Here is a 16,653-nt window from a genome sequence, read left to right on the forward strand (position 1 = left end):
AAAACGTATATTATTGGATTTTGAGAGAATATCCAGAACAAGAGTCTGCGAATCTCGGGCAATCATTCTTTTTCCAAACAAAAAGAAACTCTTTTTGTCGCATTTTTCCACTCGCTGACGAATCACTTACGGATCAAGCATCCAGTTCCCCGTTTCCAACTGATTCGCAACTTCAATTCAACAGTGAGATGACCATGTTTTTCCATAAATCCAGCAAGTTCTACAAACGTTTTATCACCAGCATCTGCCAAAACCTGTTTCAGAAAACAAACCGTTCTGCACGCCGAAGTAGAAAAGCGGCAAGTTATGTTTACGCTCAAACAGAAATTCTGGAAGAGAGACAGTTATTGGCAGCCGACGATTTGACAGACCTGAGCGACGATTTTGAAAACGCCGACACACTTCCCAACTGGCAGAGAATCTATCAAACCGAAGGTTGGGGCGGCGATCAATTGGAAATTTGGGACATCAATAATACACAAGCAGGCAATATGGTCTTTGCCCCTCATACAACCGTATGGTTCGACAATTACCGTGGCCCTTTGGTTTACAAAGAAATCACAGGCGACTTTGTTGTCACTACTCAGGTACAAATCGGAGATCGTGACGAAATAGGTGACAGCGACCTGGACGATATACCAAACGGTTCGGAGTTCTCGCTGGCGGGGCTGATGATTCGGACTCCACGGAATATTGTAAACCCCGAACTCGACTGGAGTGAGGGATCACAAATGGATGACGGTACCAATAATGGTGAGAATTATGTCTTCCTGTCTCTCGGCTGGGGAAATTCAGGAAATGAATTTCAGCTGGAAACGAAAACAACCCGCAACAGCGATTCCGATCTCTTCCTGCAAGACATGGGTAATAACTCTGTGATGAATCTGCAGATTGCCCGCATAGGCGATACCGTTTATACGCTCTATCAAATTCCGGGTGAAGAGTGGGTCCTCAATAGCCGTGTCCCGCGACCGGATTTACCGGAAACGCTTCAGGTTGGCATGGTGGCCTATACCGACTGGGAAAAAGCCAATGACTATGACCCGTTCTACCAGAACAATAACGCCCTGCAACCAGGAGGCTTCGATCCGACGCCCTTTGTTCCTTTTCAACCAGACCTGGTCGCGGGATTCGAATTCATTCAATTTGATCGTCCCGAAATTCCGGAATATTTACAGGATACGAACCTGGGAATCCATGCCACAAATTTGCAATTACTTTCCTTCTTAGGCGACAACGTGAATTCACCCATTCTTCCTAATCCAGACACCGATTTTCCAATGGAGATCGGAATGAATCTGGAAGGCATCGCGGACTGGAGCACGGCCTGGACTTTTACCGACATGGCTCACACCATGCGATCCTGGGTAAGCGTCAGCTACAATGAAGCTACATTTTCACAAGACTGGGGCTCCACACTGTTCGATATCAATCTGGATGAAAATGGCTGGCCTACCGAATCCCACTCAACTACCAACGAAGAGGGGCAAACCATCACGCAACAGCTGGTTGCACCAATCTTGACGGGGAACGTGAATCCCGCTGGTATCTATCGGGCGGAATGGGATGGCGAAGCAACAGTCTGGCTTCCAGGAATCATTGAACAGGGAATTACCCCTGAAGGACGCCACTACGCACTCCTCGATCTGCCAGAAAACTATGATATCTTACTTACCGTGAGTGGTATTGATCCAACGAATTATTTCCGCGACTTCAACCTGTGGTTGCCAGACTACAATGACCAAAGTTTTGTCGGTCAGGACTGGCAGCCAGGTGACACTTTCTCTCCCTTCCATCCTTTGTTCCTGGAGCGTCTGGCTCCCTTTGAAACGTTGCGTTTTATGGACTGGATGCATACGAATGGATCCGATATTGTCTCTTGGGATGATCGAGCAAAAGTCAACGACGCGACCTTTTTTGGCAGTGACGACACTACCGAGTTCCATAACGGCATTGCCCCGGAATATATGATTGAGCTCTCTAATACACTGGATGCCAACCCCTGGTTCAACATGCCCCATATGGCGGACGATGACTTCGTACGTGAGTTTGCGGAAATGGTCCGTGATAACCTTGATCCGGAACTGACGGTTTATGTTGAATGGTCCAATGAAATCTGGAACTACGCTTATGGTTTTGAGACCAGCTACTGGATCGATGAGCAACTGAATCTACCCGAAAATGAGGGAATAAACTGGTTTGAATTTGCGGCCGGTCAAATACAGCAGGATTTTGAAATCTGGCAGGACGTTTTCGCCGGACAGGAAGATCGCCTCGTACGTGTAGTCGCAGGCCAGCAAGCAACACCATCGGTTCTGGAAAACCTGCTCGCGTATATGGATGGAAACTTCGATGCCATTTCAGTCACTGCATACGCGGGACTTGGCACTGAGCAACTAGAAAGTTTTGATGAATTTACCACAGCCGATGAAGTGATCGATACCATACTGGAAGAATCAGTTCCGTGGAGTCTGGCCCGTCTGGTTGACCACCAGAATATTGCAGATCAATATTCCGCAATCCTGGGTCGGGAAATTGACCTGGTCACATACGAAGGTGGATCTCATCCCAGCGCTGCTAATTGGCCAGCTGAAACAGCCGTGCATGAAGCCTCACTCAGTCCTCGCATGTATGATGTTTATCAAGTGCTACTGAACGGTGCGGATCAAATTGGCGTTGATCTCTATAATCAGTATGTCTTTACTGGCAGCGGTGAGTCTGAAGACTGGGGTGACTGGGGGCTGTTACATAATATGGATCAGCCCTTGGAAGAGGCATATGAATATCAGTCGCTTGTTGATTTTATCGAAAACAATACCGCTGTTCCGGTTGTGAGTATTGAATCGCCCGCTTCCGGAGTCGAGGAACTCAGCACCTCAAATCTTGAATTCACATTCACTCGCAGTGAGGACAAGCTGGACCAACCTTTGACCGTAACTTACCAGATTTCTGGAAGCGCCACGGCCGGTGATGATTACATCAGTTTGACAGGAGAGATTACCTTCCTTGCCAATGAAACGTCAGTTCCGCTTATTGTCAGTATTCTGGACGATCTGATTGATGAAGACAATGAATCGATCGAAATCCAGCTTCTGGACCAGGATCATTACGACTTGGGGGAAGTCAATCTGGCAACAGGTCTGATTCTCGATGATGATTTTACCAACGTGGCTCCCGTCGCAGGGCCCATTTCCGATCAAAACATTCAGGCAGGGGGTTCCCTCTTACTGAATCTCAATGGGATTTTTTCTGATGCCAATATGGTAGACGGAGATCAGCTTACATTATCTGCGATGCTGTCTGGAAATGCAGCGTTACCGGACTGGCTCATTTTTGATCCAGAAACTCAATTATTGAGTGCTAACCCCGGCATTGGAGATGCAGGCAACTACGAGATTGTGGTCACAGCCACTGATCTGGCAGGTCTCGAAGCCAGTAGTTCGTTCCAATTGACAGTAAGTCCTCTGCTCTTTACGCAATATGACACGAGAATTGTCAAATCGCCCAGTTCTACCTCTGCGAATGGAGAAACCACAACGCTGCCTGAAAGTGCCGGTTCACTGCATGAATGGGAATCGTATTGGGTCGAAGTCTGGGGCAGTGTTTCCAATTCGTCAGATACAGGAATTAATACGTTTAACTTCAATCTGAATTACAATACAGATTACACGACCGCAACAAGTATCGAGTTTGGCGCTGCTTTCTCGGAAAATCAGTCTGGGGAAATTATTGATGAAAATGGAACGATTCAAGGCATCTCAGCCAGCACAAACATGAGCGATGTCGGCGATGACCAGTTTGTATTACTCGCCCGAATTGAGTTCACACCAACCGAAAATGATCAAGTCAGTATCAATTACGATACCCAGAGTATTGGCCCTGCTCAGGCTGGTTTTGCGATTGATCAACCGGAGTTTCAACTGACCAATCAGGTTGGCCATCAAATGGGAGCAGTCAACGTCGCGGATACTGAAATCTGGGCGGTCCCTTATGATGCAAACGATGATGACATGATCAATTTTCGAGATTTGGTCTCTTTCATCACCGCCTATGGAAAGAATAGTTCGAATTCAAACGTTCCACATGCCTGGCTGATGGATTTCAACCAGTCGGGTAGTGTAAATATTCGTGATCTGGTGATGTTGATCGCAAACTATGGCAAATCGAAAATGAACTCGCCTGATGTCACACTACCTCCCAATTATCCCGATGCCTGGTCTTCACAAAACCTGACTGTGGAATCGATGCCTCTAATTAAAACAGAGGTAACACCACTCACGACAGAACAGGCAACTTCGACCGCACAAGCAGCCATCCAGGCCTATGCAGAGTCTGTTTCTTCGGAGAAATACCAGGCACTCAAGAACACAAAGATCGAAGTCGTAGATCTCCCCGGGAGAACCTTAGCCAAGGCACTGCCAGGAACCATTCTAATTGATGTCTCTGCTGCCGGACACGGCTGGTTTGTGGACAGTACCCCTTGGTCTCACTCTGAATTTCATGCTTCCGGTACCTCTGATTGGCGTGCTCGTGCGAATTCCATAGCAGCAGAACAAGTCGATCTTTTGACGACGATCTATCATGAACTAGAACATCAAATAGGACACCAACATGAGTCATCGGGCTTGAGGAAAGCAACACTTTCTCCCGGCATCCGACGACTGCCTACTGGGAAAATTCATGCTCACCACCAGTACGAACAGTTTCAGGAAACCGATCAGTTCTTCAGTTCGCTGAACGATACTGATCTGCTGGCATTTGGATAAGCTGTTCCCGCTCATCAGATGCAGGACTTCCCAGATACTCGGTCTCCCCCAGTTCGGCGAGTCTCTGCATCATGAGTGTGGTAACTTCTTCCAGAACGTCTTTCGAGGCACGGAGATCATAATAAGGGGAGAGATCAATCGGATCGCCGTAGACTAGTGATGTCTTCGCAAACGAATAGAATGGCTCCACCATATTCTTGCCGCCGGGAGAATTATTGATATAGACAGGATACACGGGCACTTGGGAACGCAGTGCCAGAAAGGCAATCCCTGAGTTCGCATGTGTTATAGGACGTCCTTCCTGAATCCCTCCCTCGGGAAAGACGCCGACCAGATCTCCCTGCTTTAATCTGCGAAGTGCATCGCGTACAGGGGCGACATCTTTACCATTCCGGTCAACAGGAATCGATTTCATCGACCGAGAGATCCAGCCTACCAGACCAGGAAGTTCATAATACTCTCGTGCCATCAAGAAACTGATACAACGTTTTTTTTTCTTTGGATTTCCCAAATGGGAATTATACCAGAGAATCACAGGGTCGGCTGGACTGCGGTGATTGGCGATGATGATCGCGGCTGAGTCACCAGGAAAGGGACAACGGCGATTTGCTCTGACATGCCACAGTGCCGGTACATAAACCCGTGCAATCACAAATAAGAACCAGGCTTGCCATCCATCGGGAAGTTTCACCGCCTGATAGACAACTACCGTTAAAACAACGAGAGTATAAAACACGAGTGTCAAGATGCTGACTGTTTCTGGATTCATTCTCAAAGTTCGTGCAAAACAAGATATATGATACGAAACACAGGATTTGCTGCTCCCAATTATAGTCTCAATAAAAAAAATATGGCAACATAAACTCTCGCAATCAACACACGGACAGTTACTGCTCGATTGTTGCAACGATTGTATTCGAAATGCGGGCCAGAAATCGCCCATGTGGCTCTTGAGGCTGGGTTGTCAGGATGATGGCGGACGCTTTTAACTGAGGGTCGATCCACAATAGTGTCCCTGTTGCACCGCCATGCCCGTATGCCGTGGGAGAAAGTAAATCTCCATAATAATCACTATTGGCTGCCGTCACAATTTGCCACCCCAGTCCCCACCCCTTACCTTGTCGGGCTGACTTCGATAAACCGGGAATGTCATTTAATTGATTCCGCGTCGCTTCTTCAATCGTCCGTGCAGAAAAGACCTGCTTATGCTGGTAGCGCCCCCCCTGTTGCAACATCTCGACTAAGTTTGCTAAATCAGAGGGAGTCGTGAATAACCCTCCCCAAGGGGCACCAAAGCCTCTCCAGTAAGAACTGTTCCAGTCCCAATGCGGTTCTATGTTCAATTCTTCTGGTATTCGAATTTCGGTGATCCGATCAATTTTCGGCTGATTCCCGGTCGACCATTCGTCAGGAACTCCCAGCGATGTATCATGCATTTCCAGAGGTTCAAACAGCGCCTGTTTTAAATACTCAGCACAGGATAGATCGCTAACCCGCTGAATGACCTCCGCTAAAATCGCTATCCCCGCGCTTTGATATTGTACGATTCGCCCGGGTGGTTCATCGGGTGTGAGCTGGCAAATCTGTTTGACAAATTCAGAAAGCGGCGCATTCGCAGAACGCAATTCCCGGTTATTCGGCAGCATATCGGGCAATCCGGAGGTATGCGTCATCAGATGCCGAACTGTGATTCCATGCTTGCCTGAGCAACCAAACTCCGGAATAAATCGCTTTACCCGGTCACCCAGTAAAAGTTCTCCGGCTTCCAACAGATTGAGCACTCCCAGCACAACAAACGGTTTTGTAATCGAAGCGACTAAAAAAATCGCATCTTCGCGCAAAGGTTCGCGTTCGTCGTTGACTCGCTGTCGTCCTTTACGATAACAGCGAGAAGTCCCTTCCACCATAGCCTGCAGCGCAATCGCCGGTACCTGGTCTGTCTCACAGAAATGATCAACCAGTGTTTCGACCGCGCGCCAGCGTTCCGCATTAATTTGAGGCATTCATCCAGCCAGTATGATTCAGAGTCTAGGGAGAGTAAAAAAACTGCTTCCAGCCTAATCACTCTTTTCAAATTTGAAAAGGTAGTTGCCAGACCGCGCATGAAAACAGCGAAAGCCGACGTAATCGACTTTCGCTGTTCTATGAATTCCGAATGATCTTCTAATAGGGAATCTCCACATCATGTAGATGCATGAATTGATTCAACTTTGTGATCTCCAAAACTTCACGAATATCGTCTGAAGCATTGTAAAGGTGAATTTCAATATTCAGATCTCGCATGGAAGCCAGCAGGCCGAGCATGCCACTGGGAATCAGTTTCACCCCCGTTAAATCGATGGCGAGTGTTTCACAGTGACTCTCTTTAACCAATTTCAGTAACTCATCCCGAATATCTTTCACACTAAAAGTATCCAGGATATCTCTTCCACCAAATCCAGCCACACACAGGGGTCCTGTATGATAGACTTGGAGAATTCCTCCCTGTTGAACTGTCATCGCAATCGATTCCTTTATTTAAGGGAAAATAAAGCGAAGCAAAGATAAGAAAGAAAAAAGAACAACAAAGTCCAAAAGCAGCTTCACAATTCGTTTCCAATTCAGCGAACTATTAGCGGCAATTTATGTGCCAATGCCGACATCTATACATAATATTCCAGACAGGATGACTTAAAGGCAAATACCCACACCTTAAGATGTTTAATAAATGACACTTACAGAACATAGGTCCGACAAGTCTGTAATCAACAGCGAGGGCGCCACCCAAACAGACTGCAGTAAAATACCTCACCCTGTTAAAAAATGAAACAGTCCTGCAAGGCACCTCTGCTTTTTTCCAAGGCAATGGGCCACTCACTCATTGTTTCCCATAAGAGCGGGTAGATTTGAAGACAGGGAGCATTTTTCCAATCTACTAAAAAAGCCCGCTCTGCAATATTGCACAGCGGGCTTAGGATTCGCGGGAATCCACAAAGTGTTTTTCAGATGATTGGTTTAGCGAACACGTGCCTGGAAGGTTACGACGCCCCCCTGGTGTCCTTTCACTGTTTCATCGACTTCGAAGGTCAGAATCAAGCTGCCTTCATTGTTATCTTCGACAACCAGACGCCCTTTGCGATCTGAAGTCGCACTATCCTGAATGTATTCCAGACGAGGCGTTAAGTTGTCCACGATCTTAATCCCATCGACATCGAAATCACCGACATTTTCATATTTAATGGTGAAGGTAATGACATCACCGGGTTCTGCATTTTTCTTATCTGCCAGTTTAATGAGTCGCAGATTACCCTCTGTTTTCCGTTTGTCTTCGATGCCAATATATTCTTCAGGCTTGACGGCTCGCTTAGATTCATGAGCCGATCGTTCCCGGATTGCAATAACCGGAAACTGAGTTCGCGACCAGATTGCCGCTGCCTGGACCTGATAGGCGATCCGGGCTTCGTCCGATTGTTCAAACTGCCCGGTAGTCTCTGTTCCCGTATCCTGGAACAGGTTGTTCAGCTTGGTATGACCGCTGAGATAGGCCGTCTGTCCCACAGATCCCTGTTGGCTTTCTGTTTCCACTCCACTGGCACGCGAGCGCATCCGAATGCCTTCCAACTGCTCGCGCTGTTTGTGCTGCGTAATGACCGTCCGTGCTTCCAGACCAACGCCATGTACTGTGTCTTCGGTTGCCGCCAGAGTATCAACAGACGTTCCAGAGAGAGGTGAGCTGGCCGAACGAATCGCTGCAAACCGGGGAGCATAAACGGCGACCCGATTTGATTTTTTCACTTCGTGTTTCCCTTTGTGAGTTTGATACTCAACGATAGTGTCTTCCGTATCCAGTCCCAGACGATGGTAGTCATCATAGTGCACTGGATTCTCTCGATCGCCACCATCAAACAGATATTCATCCGGGTACATTTCAATGACCGCAGGATCAGTACCGGCAGGCAGAGAGAAATCTCGTGCGACCGCCGGAGAAAATTCAGAATAAGGAGGACACTGTTGTGCCATTACGGGAACGGGCTGAGAGTAAGCAACCTGTTGCACTGGCGATGCGGGAGCCATAGCCTGGGCCGCGACCTGTGCAGGAGCCGCGAGACGCACTGCTCCTACTTTTGTATCAAAGTCGGCATGTTGTACGGCCGGTGATTGTTCCTCTACCTGTTTAGGAATTGGTTTATTCCAAGGCGTAGAGACTGTGATGGGGGATAAACTGGAACACCCGCTGCTGAAGCCAAGCAGCATTATCGCTACCGCAGAGCAGACACGCTGCATTCGCAATGCTCCTCTTCGAATTCGGTACGACAAGTTCACCACAGACGATCCTTCAATCAGTTAAGTATCAATGTTTTACATTTGAGTTTTTGAGTTCAACAACAGGTGCCCCGCTTCCATAAAAAGCAGGATCCTCTCCTCGAGTTGAAGGCAGCCGTCCGCCCATTCGCAGGATCAACATCGGACGACCTAATAAATCTGCTTCGGCAATCAGGTTTTTCTGAGCCGTGATTGCCTGTGTTGGTTGTCGATCAAATTTGGCCGGCACCGCGGTCTGAGGTCGTTCCAGATAAACGACTTTGGTGACCATTCTGCCTGACAGTGCCAGTTCGATATCTTCCTGAGTAAAACTCACGGGAATCGGATACTGTTCTGCTAACCCTGCTGGCGGATGCAAACGATCTATCAATTCAATGGTCGGATAGAGTTCGATTCCCGGAAATTCGGGCATTCCACTGAGTTTGACACGATAAACATAGCCAACAGCAAATCCGATTGAAGCGGGCGAAGCTTTGGGAATCGACTGCTCAGGACCTCCTGCAAAGAAGGTGACAGTACCTTTGGAAGGCAAGGAAAATTTCATCGGTTGAATATAACCGGCTTGAACCTGCCCGGACAGAGCCGCCCATTGACCGGCGACTCCGGGTGGCGTGCGTTGATTCAGGGGATGATAGAATTGATTCCCCGCATTATACTTACGCCCCCCGATGACCTGTTGAGACCAGGCCGAGGGTAGCTCCATGACAAAAACGATCATGGTCATTAACAGCATTGTTAATAAGCGTGATCGGTTTTGTCGTTTAAATATCGTCATGACTAAGGATTTCTACGATCAAATGTCCTGAAGGATGACAGAAGAGTTTTAGCCGATTAAGAAGCAACTGCAGCAAAGAAATGAAACATGAAAAGACAAGGGGTTGCACTTCCTGCAAAAGAGTGCAGCAGGAAGTGCAACGTGGGTCCTGAGTCTTTTAATACCCTGGTCCTGGTGCCATGGTTCTTGGATAAGAAACCTGACCGGGAGTGTGAACCGGGTGGCTTTCTGAGTATTGGACATACTTAACAGGTTTGGGCAAACTTGGTGCCGGATTCTGTTTGACGTCCATCAGGAAGTGATCCACTGGTTTGGGTAGATTTGTTTTTGACGTATTTCTAATTGTATAAGACTTCAAGCTGGCTGGTCCCCCCAATGGAATGTGAGGTGGTCCAGGTAGTCCGATTGGAGTTCCCGTGATTGGCATACCCCAGGCAGGAGTAGGGCCGGCACCGGCAATCGGATTGTAAGCAGGTTGTCCAGGTGCTCCCATTCCGCCCATCATTGTAGGAACAGGTACGCCAGAAGCGACGCCGATGGAATTACCGGGGATTGGCATCGGAGCCATGTGAGCCCCTGCATCACCATCGTAAGAAACTTGTGAAACGGTTTCGTTTCCACCATCTCCGGACGGCATTTCCAGATCCATGTTACCCATTCGCAACACAGCCATAATCGTACCACGACGATCTGCTTCTGCGACAGGGTCCACACCAGGATCCAGACGTGTTGAAACCAGAGTCTCCACACCGGCAATCGCCAGTTCCTGGAACTTTTCATCTGGTAGATAGATGACTTTAGTGACAAAGTTGTTGCTTTCTACCTGATCCAGATCTTCCGGAGTGATCTCCAGAGGAATACTGTTATGAGACAGATAAGCGTCCGTTGTCGGGTGTGAAGGATACACCTGCAACGAAGGATACAAAGCTGGAATCGCACGCCCTGGAATGTGTGACAGCTTTAACCGGTAGGTTGCCCCCTGGTTAAAATTGTAACGTCCGGGTGCAGTGATTTGGTTTTCGGCATAGCCTTCAGCAACCTGCCAGCCAACCTTCATCCCTGCTGGTCCCACAAAACGAATTTGTGAGGTGCGAGCAGCAAACGCGCTCATTGGAGGGGGAGCCAGCATCGGCAACACGCCGGGTCCCGGTCCATCTACCATTGGCCCCGGACGCTGCATCATCGCAGCCGGTGGAGCATGGTACTCACCTTTGTTAATAACTTGTTGCCCGTCGGCTGCACAGCCTACGCAAACAACAACCAATGTTCCTAAAGCCAGGAAGTAGTACTTCATCATGACCCCTTGTTCGAATACCCCACGACGAATAATGCGACTTGTTAAGTGAAGAACCGTCCATCACAAACTAAGACGTCGATCCCTGGTAATTTGGAACGGTCGACGTTCGGTTCAAAAAAGACTCAGTTTTCAGGTCGACCCCAAGCCCGAAATATCGTTAAAATACAGCGAGTCCCGTATTTCGACGATTTCACTCTGAGCTAAAACGGTCTGCTGACTGAAATACTCCAGCCAACTAGAGGCACATAGATGGCCTCATACATCTGTTTTCGGACTATTGTGGTCCGATTCTTTGGTAAATTCGTTTTTTTCCGAACAATTAGAACATGTTACGCATTTTAACTCTGACAATTTGTCTCCTGCTCGTGGCGGGCCTGAATGACGTTTTTACGATTACTTCCTGGGCTGATTCATCACAAGCCGCTACCAGTAAAGAGGATACAAAATCCATCCCAGACCGGCTGCTGGCCTGGGCCTCGCAAGAGCCAGAGCAAAAAAAGACCGCGGCTCCGGCAGACGAGTCGGAAAAGAATTTGAAAAAAAATCCGGCCCAAGCGAATGCATTACTCAAAAAAGCACGCGAAAAATTGTGGACCTACACCTCAATCAGGGCACAGATCACCGAAAAAGTAGAAATCGGGCCAAAGTCCTTTGTGATCAGTGGCAGCTATCTGCAAGGCAAAGACCTGAAGCTTCGGCTGGAATTTCAAGTCCAGAGTCAGAAGAAAAATGAGAAGCCTGTCGGAACGTTATTAGAAATCTGTGACGGGCAGGTTCTTTGGACGGAACATAACATCAAAGGCACCTCACGGGTCACCCGTCGCGATGTGCAGGCAATTATGCAACAAGCCGAGTTGAACCCGAAATCACAGCCAAACATGCTGGTGGCTGAGTTAGGTCTGGGTGGACTTCCCGGCATGTTAGCATCAATCCAGAAAAACATGAAACTGGAGAGCGTCTCTGAACGCAAGGTCAATGGGAAAACGTTGACCGTCCTAAACGGGACCTGGAAAGACAAATTTCTGGCACAATGGAAGGGGGGAGATCCTACTGCTCCTGTGCAACTTCCTGCATATGTACCGGATGGGGTCAGAATCTATCTAGATCAGCAAACACTCTTTCCCAGAAGAATTGTGTACCTGAAAAAAAATAAAGAGACTTTGGAGAGTATGGTGACTCTCAATTTTTCGAAAGTCACCCTCAATGCCCCCATTAAAGCGACGGAATTTGCCTATGAGCCCCCCGATGGTGTCTTTCCGGTTGATATTACGAATCAATATCTTAAACAATTAACGCAATAAATACGTAATAAGGAGAAGGGTCTCGTTCTGTCAGCAAAAACGGGGCTTTCTCATCAAGCTAACTCATATCTCCTAATCCATTACTGAATAACAACTTAGTTAATTACTATTAAGAGTCTCTGTTTCATCTCTGAAACACAATCATCGGACCATGACAACCATGCCGGCAGCGTTCACAGAACTAAAACAGCAAAAATCACGATGGCAGAGCAATTCTCCTCTGCTCGCGGTTCCAAGCTGGGCTGCCTCGCTGGCCATCCATTCTCTTTTCCTACTGATTCTGATTACGAGCCTCAACCGGTGTGACAGTGGTCAGACGGGAGGCCAGGAAGGAGACCTCCGAAGTGTTGGCATTTATGTCAAACAATCTCCCGATGCCGAACAAATTCAGGAATCAGAACAGGAATCGCAGGAAACCACTCAAAACCAGCTGTCTCCACAGGACCAGGTGACAGAAGTGATGGATCAGCCCCCCGTTGATCCGCAACTGCCGGAATTGAACTCAAAATTGCTGGGAGCAGGACCAAGTCAGAATCCCAGTATTCCCAGTTCTCCCACAACAGATTTAACAACAAACCAGTTGATGTCTCCCAGCACAGCGCTCGCTCCCCCTGTCATGGGGACTGGCAATGTCAACTTTTTTGATGCCGTCGATTCCGGTAAGCGATTTGTTTTTGTCCTCGATTGTTCAGGCAGTATGGCAGCACCACAGGGAGCCCCTATTCGTAAGGCTCGCTCGGAACTGATCGCCAGCCTGGCTGGTCTCAATCATCACCAGCAGTTTCAAATCATCTTCTATAATACCACCACTCGAGCAATGCAGCAGCGCGGCAAAGCAGCCGGATTGCTGTATGCGACTGATATTAACCGTACCCTGGCCCGCCAGTTTATCCAGAGTGTCGAACCAGACGGAGGCACGGATCACCTCCCGGCTTTAAAAAGAGCTTTAAGTTTTCAACCAGATGTCATATTCTTTCTGACAGACGCGAAGCATCCTCAGTTATCCAGCGCGGATTTGAACGAAATTCGCGTCCGCAATGGCGGCAAGGCCAAGATTCACTGTATCGAGTTTGGAGAAGGTTTCCCCGTCAAAGAGGGGAATTCCCTCGACAAGCTCGCTCGACAGAACCGGGGTAGCTACCGTTATTATAATGTCCGCAAGTTTATCAAGAACCGTTAATTGTTTTTCAGTTTTGCCAACTTGATCCCTAATCAAAACCAACATACCCCAGAAAGTCGATCATTCATGTCTGCGACGGTATCCAAAGCAACTCGCTATACCTTACTGATAGCCTGTTTGCTGTTTTGCGTCGGCTGTGATCAATACACCAAAAAAATCGCCGTCGAAAAACTAAAATCCGAACCGCCCATTACCTATTTTAATAATACGCTGCGCATGGAATACGCTGAGAACACCGGCGCTTTTCTCAGTGTCGGCAGTCGACTTTCGAAACCAGTCCGATTTTTTCTGTTAGTGATTGCCAACGCAGCCTTTTTGATCATTGTCAGCGGCATGTTGATCTTCCGCTGGCAAATGCCGCTGATTCAATTCATTGCACTTTCACTGCTACTCGCGGGTGGCATTGGTAATTTGATTGATCGCGTTTTTCTGAATGGGATTGTGATTGATTTTCTCAACATTGGCTTTGGTCCATTACGTACGGGAATTTTTAATGTTGCTGACATGGCAATCACAGGGGGCGCCTTACTGATGCTGGTATCCTGGTTATTTACGAAAGATCAAAACCAGAAAGGGAACCACGTTGAATCGTCTCCGACTGAGCAGGTCACCCCCTCTACAACGGAGTAATCAATTCGGCTGACTTCGAAAGAATACTATGAGAACTTTTGCTCTCGCCATTTTGACCACTGTTTTTCTATTACTGAAAACAGTCCCCACCTGTGCCCAGGATAAGATCGAAGTTCGCCCCGATCATCACGTCGGTCAGGCAACACTCCCCTGCACTATTCTGGACTTCACGCAATCAAATATTAAAGTCAAACTGCTTCCCAGTGGTTTCGTGCGAACGTATCCCAGTTCACAAATCGTCAAGGTCCATACTCCGCAAACAGAGCAACATCAACAGGGTTTGGAACAACTGCAAAATGGGGAATATGAAAAGGCAATCAACTCGTTTACTGAAGCGCTGAATATTGAAAATCGGTCTTGGGTGCGGCGTGAAGTCCTGGCCTTGATGATCAAAGCTGCGTTAGGCCAGGGTGATGACCTGAAGGCAGCGCTGCGGTTTCAGATCATGGTAGAAAGTGAACCGGACTCTCGTTCTTTTGATCTGATTCCACTGGACTGGTCCATCAAAGAAACACTTTCTCCAGCTCGTAGTGCCGCGCGGGGCTGGCTGACTGACAAAAACGAACTCAAGAAATTGATGGGGGCAAGCATTCTGCTGACCGCCCCTGAGTATCAGGCACAGGCCGAAGCCGCGATGAGATCACTGGCAACCAGCACAAACATCAATATCCAGCAACTGGCTCGAACACAACTCTGGCGTCTCCGTTTAAGAGAAGGCGATGTCAGCCATAGGGAACTGCAGCGTTGGGAACGAAACCTACATCAGGTGCCGGAGCACTTACGTGCGGGACCCTATTTTCTACTGGGAACAGGTTATGCCATGCTGGAACGCCACGGTCAGGCTGCCGCCTCGTTTCTCTGGATTCCACTGGCCTACGATTCCAATCCGCAATTATCGGCCTTGGCGAATCTGAAAGCGGCCGACTCGTTGCTGGCTCTAGGCCAAACAGCCAATGCTCTGCGTCTGTATCAGGAAACCGTTGCCCGTTATCCAAAATCTCCTTCAAAACAAATGGCACAACAGATGGTGGACCAACTCTTAAAAACCAATACATTCAACAACAGTCCGACGACTGCCCCCAATTGATTTGAATCGAACAAGTCTGGAAAAGAAAAATTTGATGGATCGAAGTAAGCCTTTTTTAAAATTTGTCTGGTTGAGTCTTGTCTGTTTCAGCATCAGTCTGGCGACCCCTGCGCTCTGTTCAGCTGCGGACGAACCTGCGGACGCCGAGGGTACAGGCGCTGCCAAAGTTGATCTCCGTCAACTGGTTGATGATGCCGGTGCGATTGGAATTATCATTGCCGTACTGAGTGTGGCAATGGTTGCGCTGATTGTCGAACACATCATCAGCATCCGCAGCAATGCCCTGATGCCTCCTGGACTGGCTGAAGAAGTTCATGGATTAATTACCCAACAGCAATACCGCAGTGCCGATTCCGTCTGTAAGTCCAACCCCAGCTTTTTATCCTATGTGCTCTCGGCAGGTTTAGCAGAAGTTCAAATGGGCTATGGTGCGGTTGAGAAAGCGATGGAAGATGCTGCCATGCAACAGTCGGCACGATTGAATCGCAAAATTGAATATCTCTCCGTAATCGGAACGCTGTCCCCCATGCTCGGTCTGTTGGGAACGGTTTGGGGGATGATTCTGGCATTCTCTGAATTCACCGCCAAAGCAAATCCGGACGTCGCTGAACTCGCGCCCGGCATTTCCAAAGCTTTGATCACAACACTGTTCGGCTTGAGTGTGACCGTGCCAGCACTAGCCAGTTTCGCCTTCTTTCGAAACCGGATTGATGAACTTGTTGCACAATCCTCATTGTTAGCGGAACATGTGTTTGCCGACTTTAAACACACAATGGCCCTTCCCGCTAAACAGACTGGAAAGCCGCTTCGCAAGCGTCCTGAAGAAGAACTGGCCCAACGAATCGCACCCCAGCAGGCAACTCGGCCAACACCTCCGCCCGGAGGACAAGAACCGTGAAAATTCCAACCCGCGCCCGTCAGCAGGGAATTCGTTTTAATATCACCCCCTTGATTGATATTGTGTTTCTGCTGATTGTTTTCTTTCTGGCAGCCACCCATTTAACACAAAATGAAAAACTGGAAGCAGTTGAGCTTCCACAAGCGTCACAGCATGAAAATGAACCCGTAGAAGCCCCACGGCGAATGATCATCACGATCACTTTAGATGAAAAGCTGCATCTGCGCGGCAAAGAAATCTCGGCTGAAGAACTGGACGCGCAACTTCTGTCGATTGATGACACCAAGCGAAAAGAAACGGAAATTCGCATTCGCGGTGATCAACGGATTCCGTACCAGATCGTCGAACGCGTGCTCATCAGCTGTGCCCGTGCTGGAATTTCCAATGTTCAATTTGCCGTCCTGAACGAGTAAGCTT

At 48.3% G+C, this 16,653-nt stretch carries 13 protein-coding genes; 7 read left to right on the forward strand and 6 right to left on the reverse strand.

Going from position 1 to position 16,653, the window contains the following annotated elements:
- Positions 1-194 precede the first annotated feature (194 nt).
- Complete coding sequence (locus Pan241w_RS19495) at positions 195-4,766, forward strand: putative Ig domain-containing protein (protein WP_198000030.1); 4,572 nt, start codon at positions 195-197, stop codon at positions 4,764-4,766.
- On the opposite strand, the gene Pan241w_RS19500 is transcribed toward Pan241w_RS19495, so the two are convergent.
- From Pan241w_RS19500 to Pan241w_RS19525, 6 genes are all read right to left on the reverse strand, one after another.
- A complete protein-coding gene (locus Pan241w_RS19500; protein ID WP_198000031.1) occupies positions 4,726-5,535 on the reverse strand; it encodes a lysophospholipid acyltransferase family protein in 810 nt (269 codons plus the stop codon). The two genes, Pan241w_RS19495 and Pan241w_RS19500, sit on opposite strands and share 41 nt — an antisense overlap.
- 118 nt (positions 5,536-5,653) lie before the next feature.
- On the reverse strand, positions 5,654-6,769 hold the full coding sequence (locus Pan241w_RS19505; RefSeq protein WP_145219069.1) for a serine hydrolase domain-containing protein: 1,116 nt from the start codon (positions 6,767-6,769) through the stop codon (positions 5,654-5,656).
- A gap of 160 nt (positions 6,770-6,929) precedes the next feature.
- Positions 6,930-7,265 carry an STAS domain-containing protein gene (locus Pan241w_RS19510; protein ID WP_145219071.1) on the reverse strand — a complete coding sequence of 112 codons (336 nt, stop codon included), beginning with the start codon at positions 7,263-7,265 and terminating at the stop codon, positions 6,930-6,932.
- Between the two features lie 495 nt (positions 7,266-7,760).
- Complete coding sequence (locus tag Pan241w_RS19515; RefSeq protein ID WP_145219073.1) at positions 7,761-9,029, reverse strand: DUF11 domain-containing protein; 1,269 nt, start codon at positions 9,027-9,029, stop codon at positions 7,761-7,763.
- 67 nt (positions 9,030-9,096) lie between these two features.
- Positions 9,097-9,843, reverse strand: a complete 747-nt coding sequence (locus Pan241w_RS19520; RefSeq protein ID WP_145219075.1) for a hypothetical protein — start codon at positions 9,841-9,843, stop codon at positions 9,097-9,099.
- 157 nt (positions 9,844-10,000) lie between these two features.
- Entirely contained in the window at positions 10,001-11,140 is a 1,140-nt protein-coding gene (locus Pan241w_RS19525) for a hypothetical protein (RefSeq protein WP_232107202.1), read from the reverse strand.
- A 326-nt stretch (positions 11,141-11,466) separates the two neighbouring features.
- Between Pan241w_RS19525 and Pan241w_RS19530 the strand changes: the two genes are divergently transcribed.
- The 6 genes from Pan241w_RS19530 (at position 11,467) to Pan241w_RS19555 (ending at position 16,649) form a co-directional block, all read left to right on the forward strand.
- The gene (locus tag Pan241w_RS19530; protein WP_145219077.1) at positions 11,467-12,441 is read left to right on the forward strand and encodes a LolA family protein; all 975 of its coding nucleotides are present in this window, start codon (positions 11,467-11,469) and stop codon (positions 12,439-12,441) included.
- Positions 12,442-12,592: 151 nt separating this feature from the next.
- Positions 12,593-13,621 carry a vWA domain-containing protein gene (locus Pan241w_RS19535; protein ID WP_145219079.1) on the forward strand — a complete coding sequence of 343 codons (1,029 nt, stop codon included), beginning with the start codon at positions 12,593-12,595 and terminating at the stop codon, positions 13,619-13,621.
- Between the two features lie 66 nt (positions 13,622-13,687).
- Positions 13,688-14,251, forward strand: coding sequence for a signal peptidase II (gene lspA / locus Pan241w_RS19540; protein ID WP_145219081.1), 564 nt, complete (start codon positions 13,688-13,690; stop codon positions 14,249-14,251).
- 28 nt (positions 14,252-14,279) lie between these two features.
- On the forward strand, positions 14,280-15,338 hold the full coding sequence (locus Pan241w_RS19545) for a tetratricopeptide repeat protein (protein ID WP_145219083.1): 1,059 nt from the start codon (positions 14,280-14,282) through the stop codon (positions 15,336-15,338).
- Between the two features lie 34 nt (positions 15,339-15,372).
- Positions 15,373-16,236 carry a MotA/TolQ/ExbB proton channel family protein gene (locus Pan241w_RS19550; RefSeq protein WP_145219085.1) on the forward strand — a complete coding sequence of 288 codons (864 nt, stop codon included), beginning with the start codon at positions 15,373-15,375 and terminating at the stop codon, positions 16,234-16,236.
- Entirely contained in the window at positions 16,233-16,649 is a 417-nt protein-coding gene (locus Pan241w_RS19555) for an ExbD/TolR family protein (RefSeq protein WP_145219087.1), read from the forward strand. The genes Pan241w_RS19550 and Pan241w_RS19555 overlap by 4 nt, the downstream gene beginning before the upstream one ends.
- Positions 16,650-16,653 lie beyond the last annotated feature (4 nt).

The organism is Gimesia alba (genome assembly GCF_007744675.1).
Taxonomy (GTDB): Bacteria; Planctomycetota; Planctomycetia; order Planctomycetales; family Planctomycetaceae; genus Gimesia; species Gimesia alba.

What these genes read in the sequence shown, in the direction of transcription:
- Pan241w_RS19495 (WP_198000030.1), top strand. Translation starts at nt 195, where the DNA reads ATGTTTTTCCATAAATCCAGCAAGTTCTACAAACGTTTTATCACCAGC.
- Pan241w_RS19500 (WP_198000031.1), bottom strand. Translation starts at nt 5,535, where the DNA reads ATGAATCCAGAAACAGTCAGCATCTTGACACTCGTGTTTTATACTCTC.
- Pan241w_RS19505 (WP_145219069.1), bottom strand. Translation starts at nt 6,769, where the DNA reads ATGCCTCAAATTAATGCGGAACGCTGGCGCGCGGTCGAAACACTGGTT.
- Pan241w_RS19510 (WP_145219071.1), bottom strand. Translation starts at nt 7,265, where the DNA reads ATGACAGTTCAACAGGGAGGAATTCTCCAAGTCTATCATACAGGACCC.
- Pan241w_RS19515 (WP_145219073.1), bottom strand. Translation starts at nt 9,029, where the DNA reads ATGCAGCGTGTCTGCTCTGCGGTAGCGATAATGCTGCTTGGCTTCAGC.
- Pan241w_RS19520 (WP_145219075.1), bottom strand. Translation starts at nt 9,843, where the DNA reads ATGACGATATTTAAACGACAAAACCGATCACGCTTATTAACAATGCTG.
- Pan241w_RS19525 (WP_232107202.1), bottom strand. Translation starts at nt 11,140, where the DNA reads ATGATGAAGTACTACTTCCTGGCTTTAGGAACATTGGTTGTTGTTTGC.
- Pan241w_RS19530 (WP_145219077.1), top strand. Translation starts at nt 11,467, where the DNA reads ATGTTACGCATTTTAACTCTGACAATTTGTCTCCTGCTCGTGGCGGGC.
- Pan241w_RS19535 (WP_145219079.1), top strand. Translation starts at nt 12,593, where the DNA reads ATGACAACCATGCCGGCAGCGTTCACAGAACTAAAACAGCAAAAATCA.
- lspA (WP_145219081.1), top strand. Translation starts at nt 13,688, where the DNA reads ATGTCTGCGACGGTATCCAAAGCAACTCGCTATACCTTACTGATAGCC.
- Pan241w_RS19545 (WP_145219083.1), top strand. Translation starts at nt 14,280, where the DNA reads ATGAGAACTTTTGCTCTCGCCATTTTGACCACTGTTTTTCTATTACTG.
- Pan241w_RS19550 (WP_145219085.1), top strand. Translation starts at nt 15,373, where the DNA reads ATGGATCGAAGTAAGCCTTTTTTAAAATTTGTCTGGTTGAGTCTTGTC.